Source organism: Streptomyces sp. NPDC051940 (assembly GCF_040680895.1).
Taxonomy (GTDB): domain Bacteria; phylum Actinomycetota; class Actinomycetes; order Streptomycetales; family Streptomycetaceae; genus Streptomyces.
Map to the genome: position 1 here is coordinate 18991 of NZ_JBFAXR010000086.1, position 17722 is coordinate 36712.

A 17722-nucleotide genomic window follows, 5' to 3' on the forward strand; every position below is an offset into this window, starting at 1 on the left:
CGGGTCTGTGCGTCCAGGGTTAGCCGTAATCGGGTCGGACCGCACCCCGAGGGCGGAGTAGGCTCACCCGGCACAGATGGATGCTTAGGGAAAGCAAAGACAGCGTGGACAGCGTCAAGGACACCGCCGAGCCGGAAGCCGCCGGACCCGACGGCATATCCGGGCGCCGCTGGCGGCGGATGCTCATGGACACCCGGCCGCTGCGGCACACCGCCTACCGCCGGCTGTGGACCAGTTCGGCCGTCACCTCGGTGGGCTCGCAGCTCACCGCCGTCGCGGTGCCGAAGCAGATCTACGACATCACCGGCTCGTCCGCGTGGATCGGTTACGCCAGCCTGGCGGGCCTGATCCCGCTGGTCGTCTTCGGGCTGTGGGGCGGGGCGGTCGCGGACTCCGTGGACCGGCGGAAGCTGATGCTGGTCACCAACGCCGGGATCGCCGTCACCTCGCTGCTGTTCTGGGTGCAGGCCGTGGCCGGTTCGGAGTCGGTGTGGCTGCTCATGGTGCTGCTCGCCCTGCAGCAGTCCTTCTTCGCCATGAACTCGCCCGCCCGGTCCGCCTCCATCGCCCGGCTCATCCCCGCCGAGGAGCTGCCCGCGGCACACGCGCTGGGCTCGACCGTCATGCAGACCGGCGCCATCGCGGGGCCGCTGCTCGCCGGGATGCTGATCCCGGTGCTCGGGCTGGGGCTGCTCTACCTGATCGACGCGGTCGCGCTCACCGTCGCCCTGTGGGCGGTGTGGAAGCTGCCCCCGCTGCCGCCGCTGGGGGACGCCGCGCCGAAGCGCGCGGGGCTGCAGGAGGTGCTGGCCGGGTTCGCGTACGTGGCGGCCAGCACGGTGCTGCTGATGTCGTTCCTCGCCGACATCGTCGCCATGGTCTTCGGGATGCCGCGCGCGCTCTTCCCGCAGCTCGCCGACACGACGTACGCGGGGTGGGGCGAGGGCTTCGCGCTGGGGCTGCTCTTCGCGGCGATCCCCATCGGGGCGGTGGTCGGCGGTCTGCTCTCGGGGACGTTCTCGCGCGCGCGGCGGCACGGGCTGATGGTCACCGGCTCGATCGTGGTGTGGGGCCTGGCGATCGTGGGCTTCGGGCTGTCGCCGAACCTGTGGGTGGCGGCCGGCTTCCTCGCCCTGGCGGGCGTGGCCGACATGGTCTCGGCGGTGTTCCGCGGCGCGATCCTGCAGACGGTGGCGTCCGACGCGATGCGGGGCCGGATGCAGGGGGTGTTCATCGTGGTGGTCGTCGGCGGACCGCGCCTCGCGGACCTGCTCCACGGCACGGCGGGCGAGGCGCTGGGGCCGGGGGCGGCGTCCGCCTGGGGCGGGGTGCTGGTGGTCGTCGCGATGCTCGGCCTCGCGGCGGCGGCGCCCTCGTTCCGGCGGTACCGGGCGGGCTGAGGTCCCTCGCGGTACCGGGCGGCCTGACGCCGCCCGGCGCGCGCGACGGTCAGAGGTCCGCGCAGATTCCGCGGGCCTTGTCGAGGCGCGCCCGCATCTTGTCGCTCCTGGGGTCGAAGGTGACCTGGAGTTCGCGCTGCGCCTGCGCCACGGCCTTGGCGAGCCCCTTGAAGTCCGGGTCGCCGGCCGCCGCCGAGGCGGAGAGCGAGACGGCCGCGGCGAAGCGGTTCACCGCCACATCGCCGGGCGCTCCCTTGGCGCCGAAATCCCCCATGTCGACCTCGTCCAGCGCCCGGCACGCGTCCCTGGCGTCCGCCGCGGCACCCGTCTCACCGCCGCTGAACGCCCAGGCCGCCCCGACGCCCGCGGCGCCGAGCAGCACGCCCACGGCCGCGGCCAGCACCAGGGGGCCGGCGGATCGACGGGCGGGCGGGGGCATGACAGGGGCGGGGGCGGTCTGAGGGACGGCGTACGGGTTCGGAGAGGACATGACGATCAAGATAGCGCGGGCGGGCTCAACTACCGCCGCCGCCCTCGCGCTTGCGGATCACCTGCGGGAACGGATGCGGTTCCGGCGGGGAGTCCGGGCGGTCCGCCCACACGGTCCACACCGCGCCGCACGACGGGCACGGCAGCGACGTACGGCAGACGCGTTTGCCGTCGTCCTCGCGGACGCACAGCAGGAAGTCCCCCACGACGCGCAGCGCCGCCCCGCACGAGGGGCAGGGCGGCGCCGCGTCGGTCACGGCGTCAGAGCCGCTCGGGGGTGCGGATACCCAGCAGGGCCATGCCCTGGTGGAGGGTGCGGGCCGTGAGGTCGATCAGGAAGAGGCGGTTCTCCAGCTGCGCCGGGGTGTCGGCCTTGAGGACCGGGCACTGGTCGTAGAACGTCGTCAGATGCGTCGCCAGCTGGTAGAGGTACGCGGCCAGCTTGTGCGGCTCGTACGACGCGGCGACCTCCGCCAGGACCTCCGCGAACTGGTCCAGGTGCAGACCCAGGGCGCGCTCGGCGGGGGCGAGGGAGAGCTCCGGGTGCGCGGCCGGCTCCGTGCCCTCGGGCGCCTTGCGCAGGATCGACCGGATCCGGGCGTACGCGTACTGCAGGTACACCGACGTGTCGCCGTTCAGCGACACCATCTGGTCCAGGTCGAACTTGTAGTCCCGGGTCGCGGACGTGGAGAGGTCGGCGTACTTCACCGCGCCGATGCCGACGTACCGGCCGTTCTCGGTGATCTCCTGCTCCGTCAGGCCCACCTTCTCGGCCTTCGAGCGCACGACCTCCGTCGCCCGCTCCACCGCCTCGTCCAGCAGGTCCTCCAGCCGCACCGACTTCCCGGCCCGGGTCTTGAACGGCTTGCCGTCCTCGCCCAGCACCGTGCCGAAGGCCAGCTGCACCGCGTGGACGTCGTCGTTCAGCCAGCCCATCCGGCGCGCGGTCTCGAAGACCATCTTGAAGTGCAGCGCCTGCCGCGCGTCCACGACGTACAGCAGGGTGTTGGCCTTCAGGTTGAAGACCCGGTCCCGGATCGCGGAGAGGTCGGTCGCCGCGTAGCCGAAGCCGCCGTCCGACTTCTGCACGATCAGCGGGGTGGGCTTGCCGTCGGGGCCCTTGTACTCGTCGAAGAACACGCACAGCGCGCCCTCGCTCCGTACGCCGACGCCCGACTCCTCGATCAGCTTGCAGGTGTCCTGCAGCATGTCGTTGTAGCCGGACTCGCCGACGATGTCGGGGTCGCGGACCTCCATGTCCAGCTTCTCGAAGACGGAGTAGAAGTAGATCTTCGACTCGTCCACGAACTTCTGCCAGACGGCGAGGGTCTCCGGATCGCCGGCCTGCAGGTCGACGACCTTGCGCCGGGCCCGGGTCTTGAACTCCTCGTCGGAGTCGAACAGGGCCCGGGCGGCCTTGTAGAGCCGGTTGAGGTTCGACATCGCCTCTTCGCCGGACTCCGCGCCGTCCTTGTGGTCCAGCTCGTGCGGGTGCTCGATCAGGTACTGGATGAGCATGCCGAACTGGGTGCCCCAGTCGCCGATGTGGTGCCGCCGGACGACCGTCTCGCCCATGAACTCCAGCAGCTGCACCATCGCGTCGCCGATGACCGCCGACCGGAGGTGGCCGACGTGCATCTCCTTCGCCACGTTCGGCTGGGCGTAGTCGATGACCGTGGTGCCGGCCGCCGCGGCCGTGGGCACGCCGAGCCGGACGTCCGCGTACCGGTCGGCGAGGGTCGCGATGATCGCCTCGTCGGAGAGGGTGATGTTCAGGAAGCCGGGGCCGGAGACCTCGATGTCCTGGATCAGGCCCGCCTTGTCGACGCCCTCGGTGACCTGCGCGGCGAGCTCCCGCGGGTTGCCCTTCAGCTTCTTGGCGAGCGCCAGCATGCCGTTGGCCTGGAAGTCCGCCCGGTCACTTCGGCGCAGCAGCGGGTCGGCGTCGCGTGCCTCCGGCAGAGCGGAGGACAGGGCGGCCGTCAGGCGCTGCTGGACCTTCGTGGACAGGGACGGGACGGATGCCATGGGCTTACTCGCCCTTCCATAGGGAGGTGGTCACGGTATGCCCCTGAAGTATCCCATGCGACAGCAACGACTTTTCTTTGGGAGAATGGCCCCGCGGAGCCGCCGTACGTCCGTCCCAGCGGGATGCTGACCGGTCTCCGCGACGCCGAGAAGGACCAGAGAGGACATAGCTGTGGGTGCTCCCGCCGAGGCCGCCGACTGGGTCTCACGTTTCGCCGACGAGGTCGTGGAAGAGGCGAATCGCCGGAAGCCCGGCAAACCGGTGATCGCGGCCTCCGGGATCAGCCCCTCCGGTCCCGTCCACCTGGGCAACCTGCGCGAGATCATGACACCGCACCTCGTCGCCGACGAGATCAAGCGGCGCGGCATCGACTGCGAGCACATCCTGTCGTGGGACGACTACGACCGCTTCCGCAAGGTCCCGCACGGCGTCCCCGGCGTCGACGAGACGTGGAACGAGCACATCGGCAAGCCGCTGACCGACGTGCCCGACCCGTGCGGCGACGGCACGCACGCCAGCTGGGCCGAGCACTTCAAGGAGCCGCTCGTCGGGGCGCTCGCCGAGATGGGCATCGAGTTCCGCGGCATCAGCCAGACGGAGATGTACACCTCGGGCGCCTACCGCGAGCAGATCCTGTTCGCCATGAAGCACCGGGGTGAGATCGACGCCGTGCTCGCGCAGTACCGGACGAAGCCCAAGCCGAAGAAGCAGGCCCAGAAGCCCCTCGACGAGGCGGAGGTGGCCGCGGCCGAGGGCTCCGGCGCGGCCGACGAGGACGACGGCTCGACGGCGGGTGGCGCGTACTACCCGTACAAGCCGTACTGCACCGCCTGCGACAAGGACTTCACCACCGTCACCTCCTACGACGACGAGTCCACCGAGCTGCACTACACCTGCGGTGCCTGCGGGCACGAGGAGACGGTGCTGCTGAGCGAGTTCAACCGCGGCAAGCTGGTCTGGAAGGTCGACTGGCCGATGCGTTGGGCGTACGAGGGGGTCGTCTTCGAGCCGTCGGGGGTCGACCACTCCTCGCCCGGGTCGTCGTTCCAGGTCGGCGGACAGCTCGTCGGGATCTTCGGCGGCAAGCAGCCGATCGGCCCGATGTACGCGTTCGTCGGCATCAGCGGCATGGCGAAGATGTCGTCGTCGAAGGGCGGCGTGCCCACCCCCGCCGACGCGCTGCAGATCATGGAGCCGGCGCTGCTGCGCTGGATGTACGCGCGCCGGCGGCCGAACCAGTCCTTCAAGGTCGCCTTCGACCAGGAGATCCAGCGGACCTACGACGAGTGGGACAAGCTTGCGGCGAAGGTCGGCGACGGCTCGGCGCTGCCCGGTGACGTGGCGGCGTACGGCCGGGCGTCGGCCACCGCGGCGGGGACGCTGCCGGTGACGCCGCGCCCGCTGCCGTACCGGATGCTCGCGTCGGTGACCGACGTCACCGCCGGGCACGACGACCAGACGCTGCGGATCCTCAGCGAGATCGACCCGTCGGACCCGCTGAAGTCCCTGGACGAGGTGCGGCCGCGGCTGGACAAGGCGGAGCGCTGGATCACCACGCAGGTGCCCGCCGAGGAGCGCACGCTGGTACGCCAGTCGGCCGACACCGACCTGCTGGCGTCGCTGGACGCCACGCAGCGCGAGTCGCTGCGGCTGCTGGTCCAGGGCCTCGACGAGAACTGGTCGCTGGACGGCCTGTCGTCGCTGGTCTACGCCGTGCCGAAGATCCAGGCCGGCCTGGACCCGGAGGCCAAGGCGTCGACGCCGGAGCTGAAGACGGCCCAGCGGTCGTTCTTCGCACTCCTGTACCGCCTGCTGGTCGGCAAGGAGACGGGCCCGCGCCTGCCCACGCTGCTGCTCGCGGTCGGCGCGGACCGGGTGCGGAAGCTGCTCGACGCCTAGCGCTGACACACGAGGCCCCCGGCGCTACGCGCCGGGGGCCTCGTCGTCTGTGGGCGTGGGTGACCGCGAGTCGCGGGTCAGTCCAGGGCCGCGATGCCTGCCTGGGCGAACTTCTCGTCCAGGTCGCCCGACGGGGCGCCCGCGACGCCGATGCCCGCGATCGGGGCGCCGTCCAGCTGGACCGGGGCGCCGCCGCCGAGGAAGAGGGTGCCGGGGATGTCCTTCAGGTTCGGGGCGGACTCCAGGCGCTTGACCAGCTCCGAGGTCGGGGCGTTCCACGACACCGCGGTGAACGCCTTGCGCTCGGCCGACTCGTACGACTGCGGGCCCGCGCCGTCGCCCCGCAGGGTGACGATGGTGTTGCCGTTGCGGTCGACCACGGCCACGGAGACGCGCTGGTTCTCCTTCTTCGCCGCGTCCAGCGCCGCCTGCGCGGCCTCGGTGGCGGCCTCCACCGTGAGGTGGTTGCTGGTGAACGTGTCGGCCTTCGCGACGCTCGCGGCCGCGGCCGGTGCGGTCTGCGGGGCGGCGTTGGCGGAGACGGCGCCGAACGCCGTGCCGGCGAGGGCCGCGGCGGCGACGGTACCGGTCAGGACACGGGCGCGGAGGGACAGCTTCTTCATCGCGGGACTCCTTCTACGGGCTGTACGGGCTGTACGCGGTGGATGGGCCTCGGTGGCCCCTGCGGCGGGCCGTCCACCGGCCTGCCTCATCCAGACTGGGGCCGGATCCGGGCGCCACCGGTCGGCCATCGGGGTACGACCGGGTCAGCCGATCGGTTGATGCGGGGGCCCGGCACCCGGGTGACGATGCTGGAAAGGAAAGGAGCGCGCCGCGATGCCGCACCGCGACCGCCCGTACGGCGGGGCCGCCCCGGACGCCGACGCCCGCTGGTTCCCGGCCGTCCTGCACCTGTGCTTCTACCTGCTGCTCCTCGCGGCCCTCATCCGCTTCACGTACCGGCACGAGGACAGCTGGAAGTTCGGCTGGGTCCTGGGCCTGTGCCTCGCCCTGGCCTTCCTCTACCCGCTGCGCCCGCAGGCCCGCCGCGGCCAGGTGGCGTGGCTGCTCACCATGGCGGCCCTGCTGACGGTCCTCACCCAGCTGGCCCCGAGCTTCGCCTGGTGCGCCATCCCGCTGTTCTACGCCGGTCTGCAGATCCTGCCCGCGCCCTGGGCGATCGCCCTCATCACCGTGCTGACGGGGCTGGTGGTCGAGGCGCAGGTGCGCCTGAGCGAGAAGATCGACGTGGACCTGTTCATCATGCCGCCGGCCGTCGCCGCGCTGGCCACGGCGGTCTTCCTGTACATGCGCCGCCAGGCCGAGACGGAACGCGCCCTGCAGCGCGAGATCGCCGCGGGTGAACGGCGCGAGGGCGTGCTCGCCGAGCGGCAGCGGCTGTCCATGGAGATCCACGACACCCTGGCGCAGGGCTCCTCCAGCCTGCAGATGCTCCTCCAGGCCGCCGACCGCGTCTGGGACACCGACCCCGCCGCCGCCCGCGACCACGTCCGCACCGCCACCGACATCGCCGGCCGCAACCTCACCGAGGCCCGCCGCTTCGTCCACGACCTCGCCCCCGCCGACCTCGCCGAGAGCGGCACCCTCTCCGGCGCGCTGAGCGCGCTGGCGGACCGGGAGCCGGCGGGTCTCGTCGTACGACTGCACGAGGACGGCACACCGCCCGGGCCGCTGCCCGACCGCGTGCAGTCGGCGCTGCTGCGCATCGCGCAGGGCGCGCTGGCGAACGTGCGGGAGCACGCCGGGGCCACGACCGCGCGGCTGACGCTGACGTACCTGGACGACCAGGTGGTGCTGGACGTCGCCGACGACGGCCGCGGCTTCGACCCCGGCGCGGTACACCCCGGCGAGGAGCGCGGGCACGGGCTGGGCGCCATGCGGGCGCGCGTGGCGCAGCTCGGGGGGACGCTGAACGTGGAATCGGCTCCCGGGGAGGGCACAGTGGTGTCAGCGTCGATTCCCCTGGAGCCCCGATGACCGTACGCATCATGCTCTGCGACGACCACGTCGTCGTCCGCGCGGGCCTGCGCGCCCTGCTGGGCAGCGCCGACGGCATAGAGGTCGTCGGCGAGGCCGGCAGCGGCGAGGAGGCCCTCGCCATGGCCGCGAAGCTGCGGCCCGCGGTGGTGCTGATGGACCTGCAGCTCGGCGGTGCGGGCATGGACGGCATCGAGGCGACGCGGCGGCTGGTGGCGCTGGACCCGCCGCCCCGGGTGCTGATCCTCACGACGTACGACACCGACGCCGACATCACCCGCGCCATCGAGGCCGGCGCGACCGGATATCTGCTGAAGGCGGAGCGGCCCGAGGAGCTGTTCGCCGCCATCCACGCGGCGGCGGAGGGGCGTTCGGCGCTGTCGGGGCCCGTCGCGTCGCGGGTGATGACGGCGATGCGGACGCCGTCGGCGACGCTGACCGAGCGGGAGCAGGAGATCCTCGAGCAGCTCGCGCAGGGGCTCGGCAACCGGGCCATCGCCAAGGCGCTGTTCATCTCCGAGGCGACGGTCAAGACCCATCTGGGGCGGATCTACGACAAGCTCGGCGTCGACACGCGTACGGCGGCGGTGACCGTGGCCAAGGAGCGGCGCCTGCTGCGGTGAGCGCGGGTGGTCCGCCGACCGGTGTTCAGAACCGTACGAGCCTGACCCGGCCGCCCACCTCGACGTACCCGTGCGGCTGCGGCGCCGTCAGGAGCTGCGAGCCGCGCCCCTGCGTGATGTTCAGCGCCCGGCCCAGCTCCGCGGTCAGCAGCATGGCCGCGGCGCCGGTCGCCTCGTCCTCGTCGATGCCGTCGCCGCGGCCCGGGAAGCCCCGGGCCCGGATCCGGCCGGCGGCCTCGTCCTGCCACGCCCAGGCGTAGACCCACTCACCGGGCGGCGGCACGTCGAGCGCGTCCACCTCGGCCACCGTGGCGTAACGCCGCAGGGTGCGCGGCGGCGCCCAGTCGGCGGGGGCCTCGATCCAGGTGAACTCGCCGTCGTCGCGCACCCCCACCGGCCCCGCCGGGGTGACGACCTCCGGTACGTCGAGCAGCCAGCCGGCGCCGACGCAGGGGTAACCGGCGAAGGGCAGGCGCGAGGTGGGGGTGTAGATGTCGATGACGCCGCGCTCGGGGTCGTCGACGAACACGGTCTCGCTGTACCCGAGCTTCGCGGCGATCTCCTGCCGCTCCGCGCGGCCCGGGACGCCCGACCCCTCCCGGACGACGCCGAGCTCGTTGCCGTACGCCCCGTCCGGGCCGCAGAAGACGCGCAGCACGTCGTAGTCGGTCACGGCTACATCTGCTCCTCGCGGTGGCGCCGGCGGAACTCGCGTACGTAGGCCAGCAGCGAGCTCTCGCTCAGCGGGCCGCCCGCGGGGCCGGTGACGCCGTGGTGGTCGTGCAGGTAGATGGCGAACTGGCGGGCGGTCGGATAGTCGCCCTTCTCGCCCGTGCAGGCCAGGAACGCGCCGTAGTACGCGTCCTCGATCGGGAGGTCGTCCGGGAGGCTGCCCGTCCGGTCGGCGTAGTCGGCGTCCGCGGTGAGCTCGTCGTACTCGTCGGCCGGTTCGTACGCCGGCTCGGGGGCCGGCGGGGGCTCCACGAACTGCGGGATCGCCGGGCGGTGGCCGTTGACCTGGCCGCCGAGGGTGCGGACGCGGTTGCCGGCGCCCACCGGGACCTGGACGCCGTTCGGGCCGGGGGCGGGCTCGGGCGCGGGCACGGGTATGGATATGGGCTCGGGGGCCGGGGCGGCGGGCACGGGGGTGTACGGCTCGAAGTACTCGGGGGCGGGGGCCGGCGCGGCCACCGCCTGCGGGGCGGACGCCGTCACCTCCACCGGGGCCTCGTGGCGCTCTGGCGCCGGAATCCGGACCAGGGGCGCCGGCACCTTGATCCCCGCCGCCGCCAGCCCCGCGGGGGCGGTCTGCGACAGGGGTACGCCGTAGCGGGCCAGCTTCAGCGGCATCACGGCCTCGACCGGCGCCCGGCGGCGCCAGGCGCGGCCGTAGCGGGCGCGCAGGCGGGCCTTGTAGACCAGGCGGTCCTGTTCGAGGCGGATCACCTCGTCGTACGACCGCAGCTCCCACAGCTTCATCCGGCGCCACAGCTTGAACGTGGAGGGGAAGGCCAGCAGCCAGCGCGAGATGCGCACGCCCTCCATGTACTTGTCGGCCGTGATGTCCGCGATCCGGCCGATCGCGTGCCGCGCCGCCTCCACCGAGACGACGAACAGCACCGGGATGATCGCGTGCATGCCGACGCCCAGCGGGTCCGGCCAGGCCGCGGCGCCGTTGAAGGCGATGGTCGCCGCCGTCAGCAGCCACGCCGTCTGACGCAGCAGCGGGAACGGGATGCGGATCCACGTCAGCAGGAGATCGAGCGCCAGCAGGACGACGATGCCGGCGTCGATGCCGATCGGGAAGAAGACCGCGAACGCGCCGAAGCCCTTGTCCTCGGCCAGCTCCCGCACCGCGGCGTAGGAGCCCGCGAAACCGATCGCCGAGATCACCACCGTGCCCAGCAGCACGATCGTGATGAGGATGCGATGCGTCCGGTTCATCTGGATGGCGGCCACCCGTCGATCCCTCCCAGTCCGCCCTACGCGTTCAACGACCGGGACAGCCTGGCACACGCGAGCGAGATCGTGGAGCCGAATCGAACAGAATATCGAACCAATCGCGGGGGTGTAAGGCGATTGCCCGAATAATCCGTCCGGGGAAACCGCCCTCAGCGCACCGCTACGACGCGACGGGCCACGGCCTCACGCCGTCTCGCCCACCGACTCCAGCACCCGCTTCATCGCCGCCTGCGCACCCTTGGCGATGTCCGCCGCCTTCGGCTCCTTCGCCCCCGCGAAACCCGAACCCTGGTAGTGCACCGTCACCACCACGTTCGCTATCCGGGCGACGACCGTCTGCTGGACGTACGTCTCCTTGCCCTTCACCTGCGTGAAGGAGATCGCCGCCGCCTGGTCGCCGACCTCGGCCAGCTTGTCCGTGACCAGGTTCTTCGCGCCGTCGACGGCCTCCTCGCCCTTCAGTGTCCGGGCGTACGCCTTCTCCGCGCGCTTCTCGCCCGTACCCAGCGACGGGTCGGACTCCAGCCGCTGCAGCGTCACGTCGAGGTACTTGAACTGGTAGCCGTCCAGACCGTGCCAGGCGCAGCCGCCCCGGGCCGAGGTGTCCGAGGACTTCACCGCCGTACCCGTCAGCGGCTTCACCTTCTTCACCAGCTCCTTGACCGTCGCCTCCGGCACCGTCTTGCAGGCGCGCGGCAGCTCGGCGAACTTGGCCGCCTTCACCGTCGGCGAAGGCGACGCCGACGACGGCGACGACGAACCCGAGCCGTCCTCCTTCTCGCCCAGCAGGCTGGAACAGCCCGTGGCGGCGAGCAGCAGCACGGGCAGAGCCAGCCCGGCGGTCAGTGCGCGGGCAGTACGAGGGGCAGAACGCTGCATGATCCTTCGCTAACGTGTTTGGGAGCGTGCGATCAGCGAGCGTACCGCGACCCCGGACCCCCGCGGGGGCCTTCAGTCCGTAAAGCGCTCCGCCAGCTTCCCGGCCAGCTCCTGGGTCCTTTGCTGCAGCTCAGCGGCGTCCGGAAGGGTCGACGGATCCGTCAGGGACTGCCCGTATTCGACCGTCACCACCACGTTCGCCGTGCGGAAAATCACGGTCACGTCCCGTCGTACGCCCGAGTCCGGCGACTGGACCACCTCGTCCAGGAACGCCTCGTCTCCCGGCTCCTCCAGCCGCCGCGGAGCCGCCGGCGCCGGATCGCCCTCCGTCGGCGCACCCGTCGCGGACGCGCCCGCCGACGCCGAACCACTCGGCGTCGCACCGGGGTGCGGCGGGCCCTGCCCGGTCGCCGACGAGACGCCGTGCTCCTGCGCCTTGCGCGCGAAGACCTGCGTGGCGCGGGTGTCGTCGCTGACGGCCGGGTCGTAGCTGACCACCCGCTCGAAGTCGATACGGAGCCGGAAGTCGCCGTCCACCGACGTCCGCTCCCACGAGCAGCCCACCCGGCGGTCCGTGTCGAAGGTCAGCGCCGGCTTCCCGCCGAGGAGCACCTCCTCGCGGGCCTTGCCCGACGCGTTGTCCTTGCTCTCCGACTTCCCGTCGTCCGGCACCGGCAGCAGCGCCAGCAGCGTGCTCCGCTCCACGGCCGTACACGGCTCGGGCAGCGAGCGGTACTTGCCGGCCGGAGCCGGTGACGGCGAACCCGACGCGCTGTCCGACTTCGCGTCCGTGCCCGGGTCGTCGCCACCGGAGTCCGTGCAGCCGCTCAGGGCGAACACGAGAGCGGCCGCGGCCGCGGCCCCCGCCACACCTGCCCGTCGCTGCACGAACCGGCTCCCTTCCCTCGTCGCTTGCCTTGCCGCCGCGAAATCATGTTGCCGCTCGCGGGCGGTCGGTGACCACAATGTTTATCGCACGTGTCGCCGCTCCCGCCGTCCGGGTAACCGGCCTGTGTCGATCGGTCGGCTTATTTCCGTTCCGTACCTTTCCATTTCTTTCGCTCTGTTTTCCTGGGGGACCCATGTCGTACACCGAACTTCCCGGCGCGAAGGTGCCCATCCGCATGTGGACCGACCCGTCCACGGTCGAGGACGGCGCCCTCCGCCAGCTCCAGAACACCGCCACCCTCCCGTGGATCAAGGGCCTCGCCGTCATGCCCGACGTCCACTACGGCAAGGGCGCGACCGTCGGCTCGGTCATCGCCATGCAGGGCGCGGTCTGCCCGGCGGCGGTGGGCGTCGACATCGGCTGCGGGATGAGCGCGGTGAAGACGTCGCTGACGGTGAACGACCTGCCGGGCGACCTCTCGCGGCTGCGGTCGCGGATCGAGCAGGCGATCCCGGTGGGGCGGGGGATGCACGCGGATCCGGTGGACCCGGGTTCGCTGTACGGGCTGCCCGCGGCGGGGTGGGACGGCTTCTGGGAGGGCTTCGACGGCCTCGCGGAGGCGGTGAAGCCGCGGCGGGAGCGGGCCGGGCAGCAGATGGGGACGCTGGGCGGGGGGAATCACTTCGTCGAGCTCACTTTCGACGAATCGGGCTCGATCTGGCTCATGCTCCACTCCGGGTCCCGGAACATCGGCAAGGAACTGGCCGAGTTCCACATCGGCGTGGCGCAGAGGCTGCCGCACAACCAGGGGCTGGTGGACCGCGACCTCGCGGTCTTCGTCTCCGACACCCCGCAGATGGCGGCGTACCGCCGCGACCTGTTCTGGGCGCAGGACTACGCCAAGCGCAACCGCGCGGTGATGATGGCGCTGCTGCAGGACGTGGTCCGCAAGGAGTTCAAGAAGGCCAAGCCCACGTTCGACCAGGTCATCTCCTGCCACCACAACTACGTGGCGGAGGAGCGGTACGAGGGTGTGGACCTGCTGGTCACCCGCAAGGGCGCGATCCGGGCGGGCTCCGGCGAGTTCGGCATCATCCCCGGCTCGATGGGCACGGGCTCGTACATCGTGAAGGGCCTCGGCAGTGCGGCCTCGTTCAACTCCGCGTCGCACGGCGCGGGCCGGCGGATGAGCCGCACCGCCGCGAAGCGCCGCTACTCGGCGAAGGACCTCGAGGAGCAGACGCGGGGCGTGGAGTGCCGCAAGGACGCCGGCGTGGTGGACGAGATCCCGGCCGCGTACAAGCCGATCGAGCAGGTCATCGAGCAGCAGCGGGACCTCGTGGAGGTCGTGGCGAAGCTCAAGCAGGTGGTGTGCGTGAAGGGCTGAGACGGTGAGGGGCGGTCCGGCCCGCCCCTCCTGTCAAGGCCCGGGCCCGGCAGTCCGCGGCGGCTCTCGATGCCGGCCGCTGCCCTGGGGGACGGGCGCGGTGCGCCCGAGGGCGTCAGCTTTCGCGGTGGACCTTGTGGTTGGCGGCCTGGGCTCGGGGGCGGACTACCAGGAGGTCGATGTTGACGTGGGAGGGGCGGGTGATCGCCCAGGTGATCGTGTCGGCGACGTCGTCCGCCGTGAGGGGGGATCGGACGCCCGCGTAGACCGCTTCCGCCTTCGACTCGTCGCCCCGCATGCGGGTGAGCGCGAAGCCCTCCGTCTTCACCATGCCGGGGGCGATCTCGATGACCCGGATCGGCTCGCCGACCAGTTCGAGGCGGAGGGTGGCCGCGATGGTGTGGGCGGCGTGCTTCGCCGCGACGTAGCCGCCGCCTCCCTCGTACGCCGCGTGGCCGGCGGTGGACGTGAGGATCAGCACCGTGCCGTCGCCCGAGGCGCGCAGCGCGGGGAGCAGGGCCTGGGTCATGTGCAGCACGCCGAGGACGTTCACCTCGTACATCGCGCGCCAGTCCGCCGGGTCGCCCTCGGCTACCGGCTCCGTGCCCAGGGCGCCGCCGGCGTTGTTGATCAGTACGTCGACGGAGGGGTAGCGGTCGAGGGACGCGGCGAAGGCGTCGACGGCGGCGCGGTCGGTGACGTCGAGGGCGTACGCCTCGGCCCGGTGGCCGGCGGCCGTGAGCTCGGCGGCGAGCGTCTCGACGCGGTCCTTGCGGCGGGCGGTGAGGACGACGCGGTAGCCGGCCTCGGCGAGCTGCCGGGCGGTGGCGGCGCCGATGCCGCTGCTGGCTCCGGTGACTACGGCGGTACGGTCGGCGGCGCTCATCGCGGTGCTCCTCGGGTCGGACAGGTCGGGCAGGTCGGGCAGGTCGGGCGGGGCCGGACAGGGTCGCGGCGTCGGAATCAGAATAGATCGCCCGTACGGTCGGCCGTTCCGTACGGTCGGTCGCGCGTTCGGTTCACCCGGGCGTAACAGAGGCCCTGCACACTCCGGCGTATGGAGATCGTGGAAGTCCCCTGGTCGGACGAGGACGCCGGGCGCCTGCGCACGGCCCAGCGGGCCGAGATCGCGGCGGTGTACGGGACGCCGGACAGCGAGCCGGGGACGGCGCCGTCGGCGGAGGACATCGCCGTGTTCGTCGTGGCCCGCACCGGCGCTGGGGAGGCCGTGGGGTGCGGCGGCCTGCGTGACCTGGGCGGAGGCGTCGGCGAGGTGAAGCGGATGTACGTGGATCCCGCGGCCCGCGGATCGGGGGCGGCGGGGCTGGTGCTGGCGGCGCTGGAGGACTGGGCGCGGGCGCGGGGGTGGTCGCGGCTGCGGCTGGAGACGGGTGACCGGCAGCCGGCGGCCGAGCGCTTCTACACGCGGTCCGGGTACGCGCGCATCCCGAACTTCGGGGCGTACGAGGGGGTCGCGGCGTCCCGGTGCTTCGAGCGGGTGCTGTGACCGGGCGTCAGCCGCGGGGGGCGTACATGATGACCCCGACGCCGGCCAGGCAGATCAGCGCGCCGGTGACGTCGAAGCGGTCCGGGCGGTAGCCGTCGGCGACCATCCCCCAGGCGAGGGAGCCGGCGACGAACACACCGCCGTACGCGGCGAGGATGCGGCCGAAGTCCGCGTCGGGCTGGAGGGTGGCGACGAAGCCGTACGCACCGAGGGCGAGGACGCCTGCCCCGATCCACAGCCAGCCGCGGTGCTCGCGCACGCCCTGCCAGATCAGCCACGCGCCGCCGATCTCCAGGAGAGCGGCGGCGAGGAAGAGGGCGACGGACCGGGCGACTGTCATAGGCGCAGGTTAGGTGAGCCGGTGCTCGCGGACCCCACCGGCGCATCCGGGTGAGGCGGGCGGTTACGCCCGGCGCTCGCCCGTCCAGTCGCGCAGGGCCTGCTCGACCTCGGCGTCGGTGGGGTCGTCCGAGGCCCAGGCGATGTATCCGTCGGGGCGGACGAGCCGGACCGGGCCGGTGCCGCCCTGCTCGGTGACTCGGCCGGTGCCGCCCTGCTCGGCGACCCGGACCAGCCGGTCCTCGCGGCCCTCGGCGCTGCCCCGCCCGCCGACGAGGACGAACCTGCCCGCGCGCAGCGCCTCGTACAGCCGCCGCCCGTCGGTCAGTTCGACGTCGGCGGCCCGGTGCCCGGCGAGCCTGTGGGCGCCGTGGGGCGCCGGGTAGGTGTAGCCGATGCCGGAGATCTGGCCCAGCGCCTTGGCCCGGGCGCGGTGGGAGCGGCCGAGGGCGGTGGCGGCGACCGTGCGGACGCCGCGCAGCAGGGCGCCCTGGGCGCGGGCGAGGCGGACGATGGCGCCGCTGCTGCGCAGCACGGCCTTGCCGACGGGGTGGCGCTCGGTCTGGTAGGTGTCGAGGAGGGAGCTGGGGGCCCAGCCGTTCAGCACCGCGGCGAGCTTCCAGCCGAGGTTGGCGGCGTCCTGCATACCGGTGTTCATGCCCTGGCCGCCCGCGGGGGAGTGGACGTGGGCGGCGTCGCCGGCCAGGAAGACGCGGCCCTGGCGGTAGGCGGGGGCCTGGCGTTCGTCGCTGTGGAAGCGGGAGAGCCAGCGGGGGTCGTGCATGCCGAAGTCCGTGCCGAGGGCGCGGCGGGTGACGTCCCTGACCTCGTCGAGGTCGATGGGGGTGTCGTCCGGGACCTCGTGGTTGCGGTTCCAGCCCATGACCCGGTACCAGCCGTCGCCGAACGAGGCGATCATCGCGAAGCAGTCGCCGTTGCCGTCGACGGTGAGGACGCCGTCGGGCTTCTCGGCGAGGCGGACGTCGGCGAGGAAGAGGGACTTGATGACGGAGACGCCGGGGAAGGGCAGGCCGAGGGCCTGGCGTACGGCGCTGCGGTGGCCGTCCGTGCCGACGACGTAGGCGGCCCGGCGGGTGTCGCCGCCGGCGAGCCGGACCTCGACGCCGTCGCCGTCCTGGGTGAGGCCGGTGACCTCCGCCCCGTACTCGAACGTCACGCCCAGTTCGCGGGCGCGGGCCTCGACGGCGCGCTCCACGTTGTACTGCGGGGTGATGAGCAGGTACGGGAAGCGGCTGGGGAGGGTGCCGAGGTCGAGGGAGAGGTGGCCGAAGAGCTGGAGGCCGGTGATGGTGCCGCCGGTGGCGATGAGGTCGTCGGCGAGGCCTCGGGCGTCGAGCTGCTCCAGGGTGCGGGCGTGGACGCCGAAGGCGCGGGAGAGGTTGCTGATCTCGTGGGGGCGGCGTTCGAGGACGGTGACCTCGATGCCCGCCGCGGCGAGGTCGCCGGCGAGGAGGAGCCCGGTGGGGCCGGAGCCGACGACGACGGCGTTGCGCGGGGTGGTGCGGGGCTGGGCAGTCATGGCCGCCTCCTGGGGTGCGGACTGTCAACGTCTGTGGGCCAACGCTCGTTGGCAAACGTATCCGCGCCCCGGAAAGATGTCAACGGTTGTTGGCCAACGGGTGTATGCCAACCGTTGTTGTCCTATGCTCTCCCCATGACCGACAGCCGCGCCCGGCGCTCCGACGCCACCCGGGCCAAGATCCTGGCCGCCGCCCGTGAGCGGTTCGCCGCCGACGGCTACGAGCGGGCCACCATCCGCGCCATCGCCAGGGACGCGGCGATCGACCCCTCGATGGTCATGCGCTACTACGGCAGCAAGGAGGGCCTCTTCGCCGCCGCCTCGGAGTTCGATCTGAGGCTCCCCGATCTCACCGCCGTACCCCGCGACGAGGTCGGCCGTGTGCTCGTCGAGCACTTCGTCGGCCGCTGGGAGAGCGACGAGGTCCTCACCGCCCTGCTGCGCGCCGCCGTCACCAACACCGCCGCCTCCGAGCGGATGCAGGCGATCTTCCGCGAGCAGCTCGGCCCGGTCATCGCGGCCGTCGCCCCCGATCCCCGCGAGGCCGGCGCCCGCGCCGCGCTGGTCGCCTCGCAGATCCTCGGGATGGCGCTGACCCGGTACGTGCTGGGGTTCGGCCCGGCGGTGGAGATGGACCGGCAGGAGCTCACCCGGTGGCTGACCCCCACGGTCCAGCGCTATCTGACCGCCGGCTGACTAGGGCCTGTCTTCAAACTCAACCAACTGGTTTCCACTGCTCCGCGGTCCTGGCGCGGTGAATTGCTTGAGTAGCACTTTCGAG

18 protein-coding genes are annotated in these 17722 nt (G+C 72.4%); 7 read left to right on the forward strand and 11 right to left on the reverse strand.

All coding sequences use genetic code 11. From position 1 onward, the window contains the following. The first annotated feature begins 80 nt into the window (after window positions 1-80). Window positions 81-1400, forward strand: a complete 1320-nt coding sequence (locus AB0M28_RS27680; protein WP_365410557.1) for an MFS transporter — start codon at window positions 81-83, stop codon at window positions 1398-1400. A gap of 49 nt (window positions 1401-1449) precedes the next feature. Here AB0M28_RS27680 and AB0M28_RS27685 read toward each other — a convergent pair whose 3' ends face one another. The 3 genes from AB0M28_RS27685 to argS are packed head-to-tail and all read right to left on the reverse strand — an operon-like array spanning window position 1450 to window position 3917. Next, a complete protein-coding gene (locus tag AB0M28_RS27685; RefSeq protein WP_365410560.1) occupies window positions 1450-1890 on the reverse strand; it encodes a hypothetical protein in 441 nt (146 codons plus the stop codon). Window positions 1891-1915: 25 nt separating this feature from the next. Further along, window positions 1916-2146 (reverse strand): dehydrogenase, encoded by a 231-nt coding sequence (locus AB0M28_RS27690; protein WP_365410562.1) that lies wholly within the window; start codon window positions 2144-2146, stop codon window positions 1916-1918. Window positions 2147-2150: 4 nt separating this feature from the next. Further along, window positions 2151-3917 carry an arginine--tRNA ligase gene (gene argS / locus AB0M28_RS27695; RefSeq protein WP_365410565.1) on the reverse strand — a complete coding sequence of 589 codons (1767 nt, stop codon included), beginning with the start codon at window positions 3915-3917 and terminating at the stop codon, window positions 2151-2153. Window positions 3918-4089: 172 nt separating this feature from the next. Here argS and lysS point away from each other — a divergent pair, with 172 nt between their 5' ends. Next, window positions 4090-5817, forward strand: coding sequence for a lysine--tRNA ligase (lysS, locus tag AB0M28_RS27700; protein WP_365410568.1), 1728 nt, complete (start codon window positions 4090-4092; stop codon window positions 5815-5817). Window positions 5818-5894: 77 nt separating this feature from the next. Here the strand turns inward: lysS and AB0M28_RS27705 are convergent, their stop codons facing one another. Next, the gene (locus AB0M28_RS27705) at window positions 5895-6440 is read right to left on the reverse strand and encodes a heme-binding protein (RefSeq protein ID WP_365410571.1); all 546 of its coding nucleotides are present in this window, start codon (window positions 6438-6440) and stop codon (window positions 5895-5897) included. Between the two features lie 214 nt (window positions 6441-6654). Between AB0M28_RS27705 and AB0M28_RS27710 the strand changes: the two genes are divergently transcribed. Together AB0M28_RS27710 and AB0M28_RS27715 are read left to right on the forward strand one after the other, a co-directional pair. Then, a complete protein-coding gene (locus tag AB0M28_RS27710; protein ID WP_365410574.1) occupies window positions 6655-7815 on the forward strand; it encodes a sensor histidine kinase in 1161 nt (386 codons plus the stop codon). Then, a complete protein-coding gene (locus AB0M28_RS27715) occupies window positions 7812-8438 on the forward strand; it encodes a response regulator transcription factor (RefSeq protein ID WP_365410577.1) in 627 nt (208 codons plus the stop codon). Before AB0M28_RS27710 ends, AB0M28_RS27715 begins: the two co-directional genes overlap by 4 nt. Window positions 8439-8463: 25 nt before the next feature. Here AB0M28_RS27715 and AB0M28_RS27720 read toward each other — a convergent pair whose 3' ends face one another. The 4 genes from AB0M28_RS27720 to AB0M28_RS27735 form a co-directional block, all read right to left on the reverse strand. After that, window positions 8464-9111: a PhzF family phenazine biosynthesis protein gene (locus AB0M28_RS27720; RefSeq protein ID WP_365410580.1), complete on the reverse strand. Its 648-nt coding sequence runs from the start codon at window positions 9109-9111 to the stop codon at window positions 8464-8466. A 2-nt stretch (window positions 9112-9113) separates the two neighbouring features. Continuing rightward, window positions 9114-10382 carry a DUF2637 domain-containing protein gene (locus AB0M28_RS27725; protein WP_365410605.1) on the reverse strand — a complete coding sequence of 423 codons (1269 nt, stop codon included), beginning with the start codon at window positions 10380-10382 and terminating at the stop codon, window positions 9114-9116. A gap of 201 nt (window positions 10383-10583) precedes the next feature. After that, a complete protein-coding gene (locus AB0M28_RS27730) occupies window positions 10584-11279 on the reverse strand; it encodes a DUF3558 domain-containing protein (RefSeq protein ID WP_365410583.1) in 696 nt (231 codons plus the stop codon). 72 nt (window positions 11280-11351) lie between these two features. Next, window positions 11352-12167, reverse strand: a complete 816-nt coding sequence (locus tag AB0M28_RS27735) for a DUF3558 domain-containing protein (protein ID WP_365410586.1) — start codon at window positions 12165-12167, stop codon at window positions 11352-11354. Between the two features lie 194 nt (window positions 12168-12361). Between AB0M28_RS27735 and AB0M28_RS27740 the strand changes: the two genes are divergently transcribed. Then, on the forward strand, window positions 12362-13555 hold the full coding sequence (locus AB0M28_RS27740; protein ID WP_365410589.1) for an RtcB family protein: 1194 nt from the start codon (window positions 12362-12364) through the stop codon (window positions 13553-13555). A gap of 115 nt (window positions 13556-13670) precedes the next feature. Here the strand turns inward: AB0M28_RS27740 and AB0M28_RS27745 are convergent, their stop codons facing one another. Then, window positions 13671-14441, reverse strand: a complete 771-nt coding sequence (locus tag AB0M28_RS27745) for an SDR family NAD(P)-dependent oxidoreductase (RefSeq protein WP_365410592.1) — start codon at window positions 14439-14441, stop codon at window positions 13671-13673. A gap of 171 nt (window positions 14442-14612) precedes the next feature. Between AB0M28_RS27745 and AB0M28_RS27750 the strand changes: the two genes are divergently transcribed. Further along, window positions 14613-15062: a GNAT family N-acetyltransferase gene (locus AB0M28_RS27750; protein WP_365410594.1), complete on the forward strand. Its 450-nt coding sequence runs from the start codon at window positions 14613-14615 to the stop codon at window positions 15060-15062. A gap of 7 nt (window positions 15063-15069) precedes the next feature. On the opposite strand, the gene AB0M28_RS27755 is transcribed toward AB0M28_RS27750, so the two are convergent. Continuing rightward, the gene (locus AB0M28_RS27755; RefSeq protein ID WP_365410596.1) at window positions 15070-15402 is read right to left on the reverse strand and encodes a YnfA family protein; all 333 of its coding nucleotides are present in this window, start codon (window positions 15400-15402) and stop codon (window positions 15070-15072) included. A 63-nt stretch (window positions 15403-15465) separates the two neighbouring features. Then, window positions 15466-16941: an FAD-dependent monooxygenase gene (locus tag AB0M28_RS27760; RefSeq protein WP_365410599.1), complete on the reverse strand. Its 1476-nt coding sequence runs from the start codon at window positions 16939-16941 to the stop codon at window positions 15466-15468. 135 nt (window positions 16942-17076) lie between these two features. Here AB0M28_RS27760 and AB0M28_RS27765 point away from each other — a divergent pair, with 135 nt between their 5' ends. Next, complete coding sequence (locus AB0M28_RS27765; protein ID WP_365410602.1) at window positions 17077-17637, forward strand: TetR family transcriptional regulator; 561 nt, start codon at window positions 17077-17079, stop codon at window positions 17635-17637. The last annotated feature ends 85 nt before the right edge of the window (window positions 17638-17722 follow it).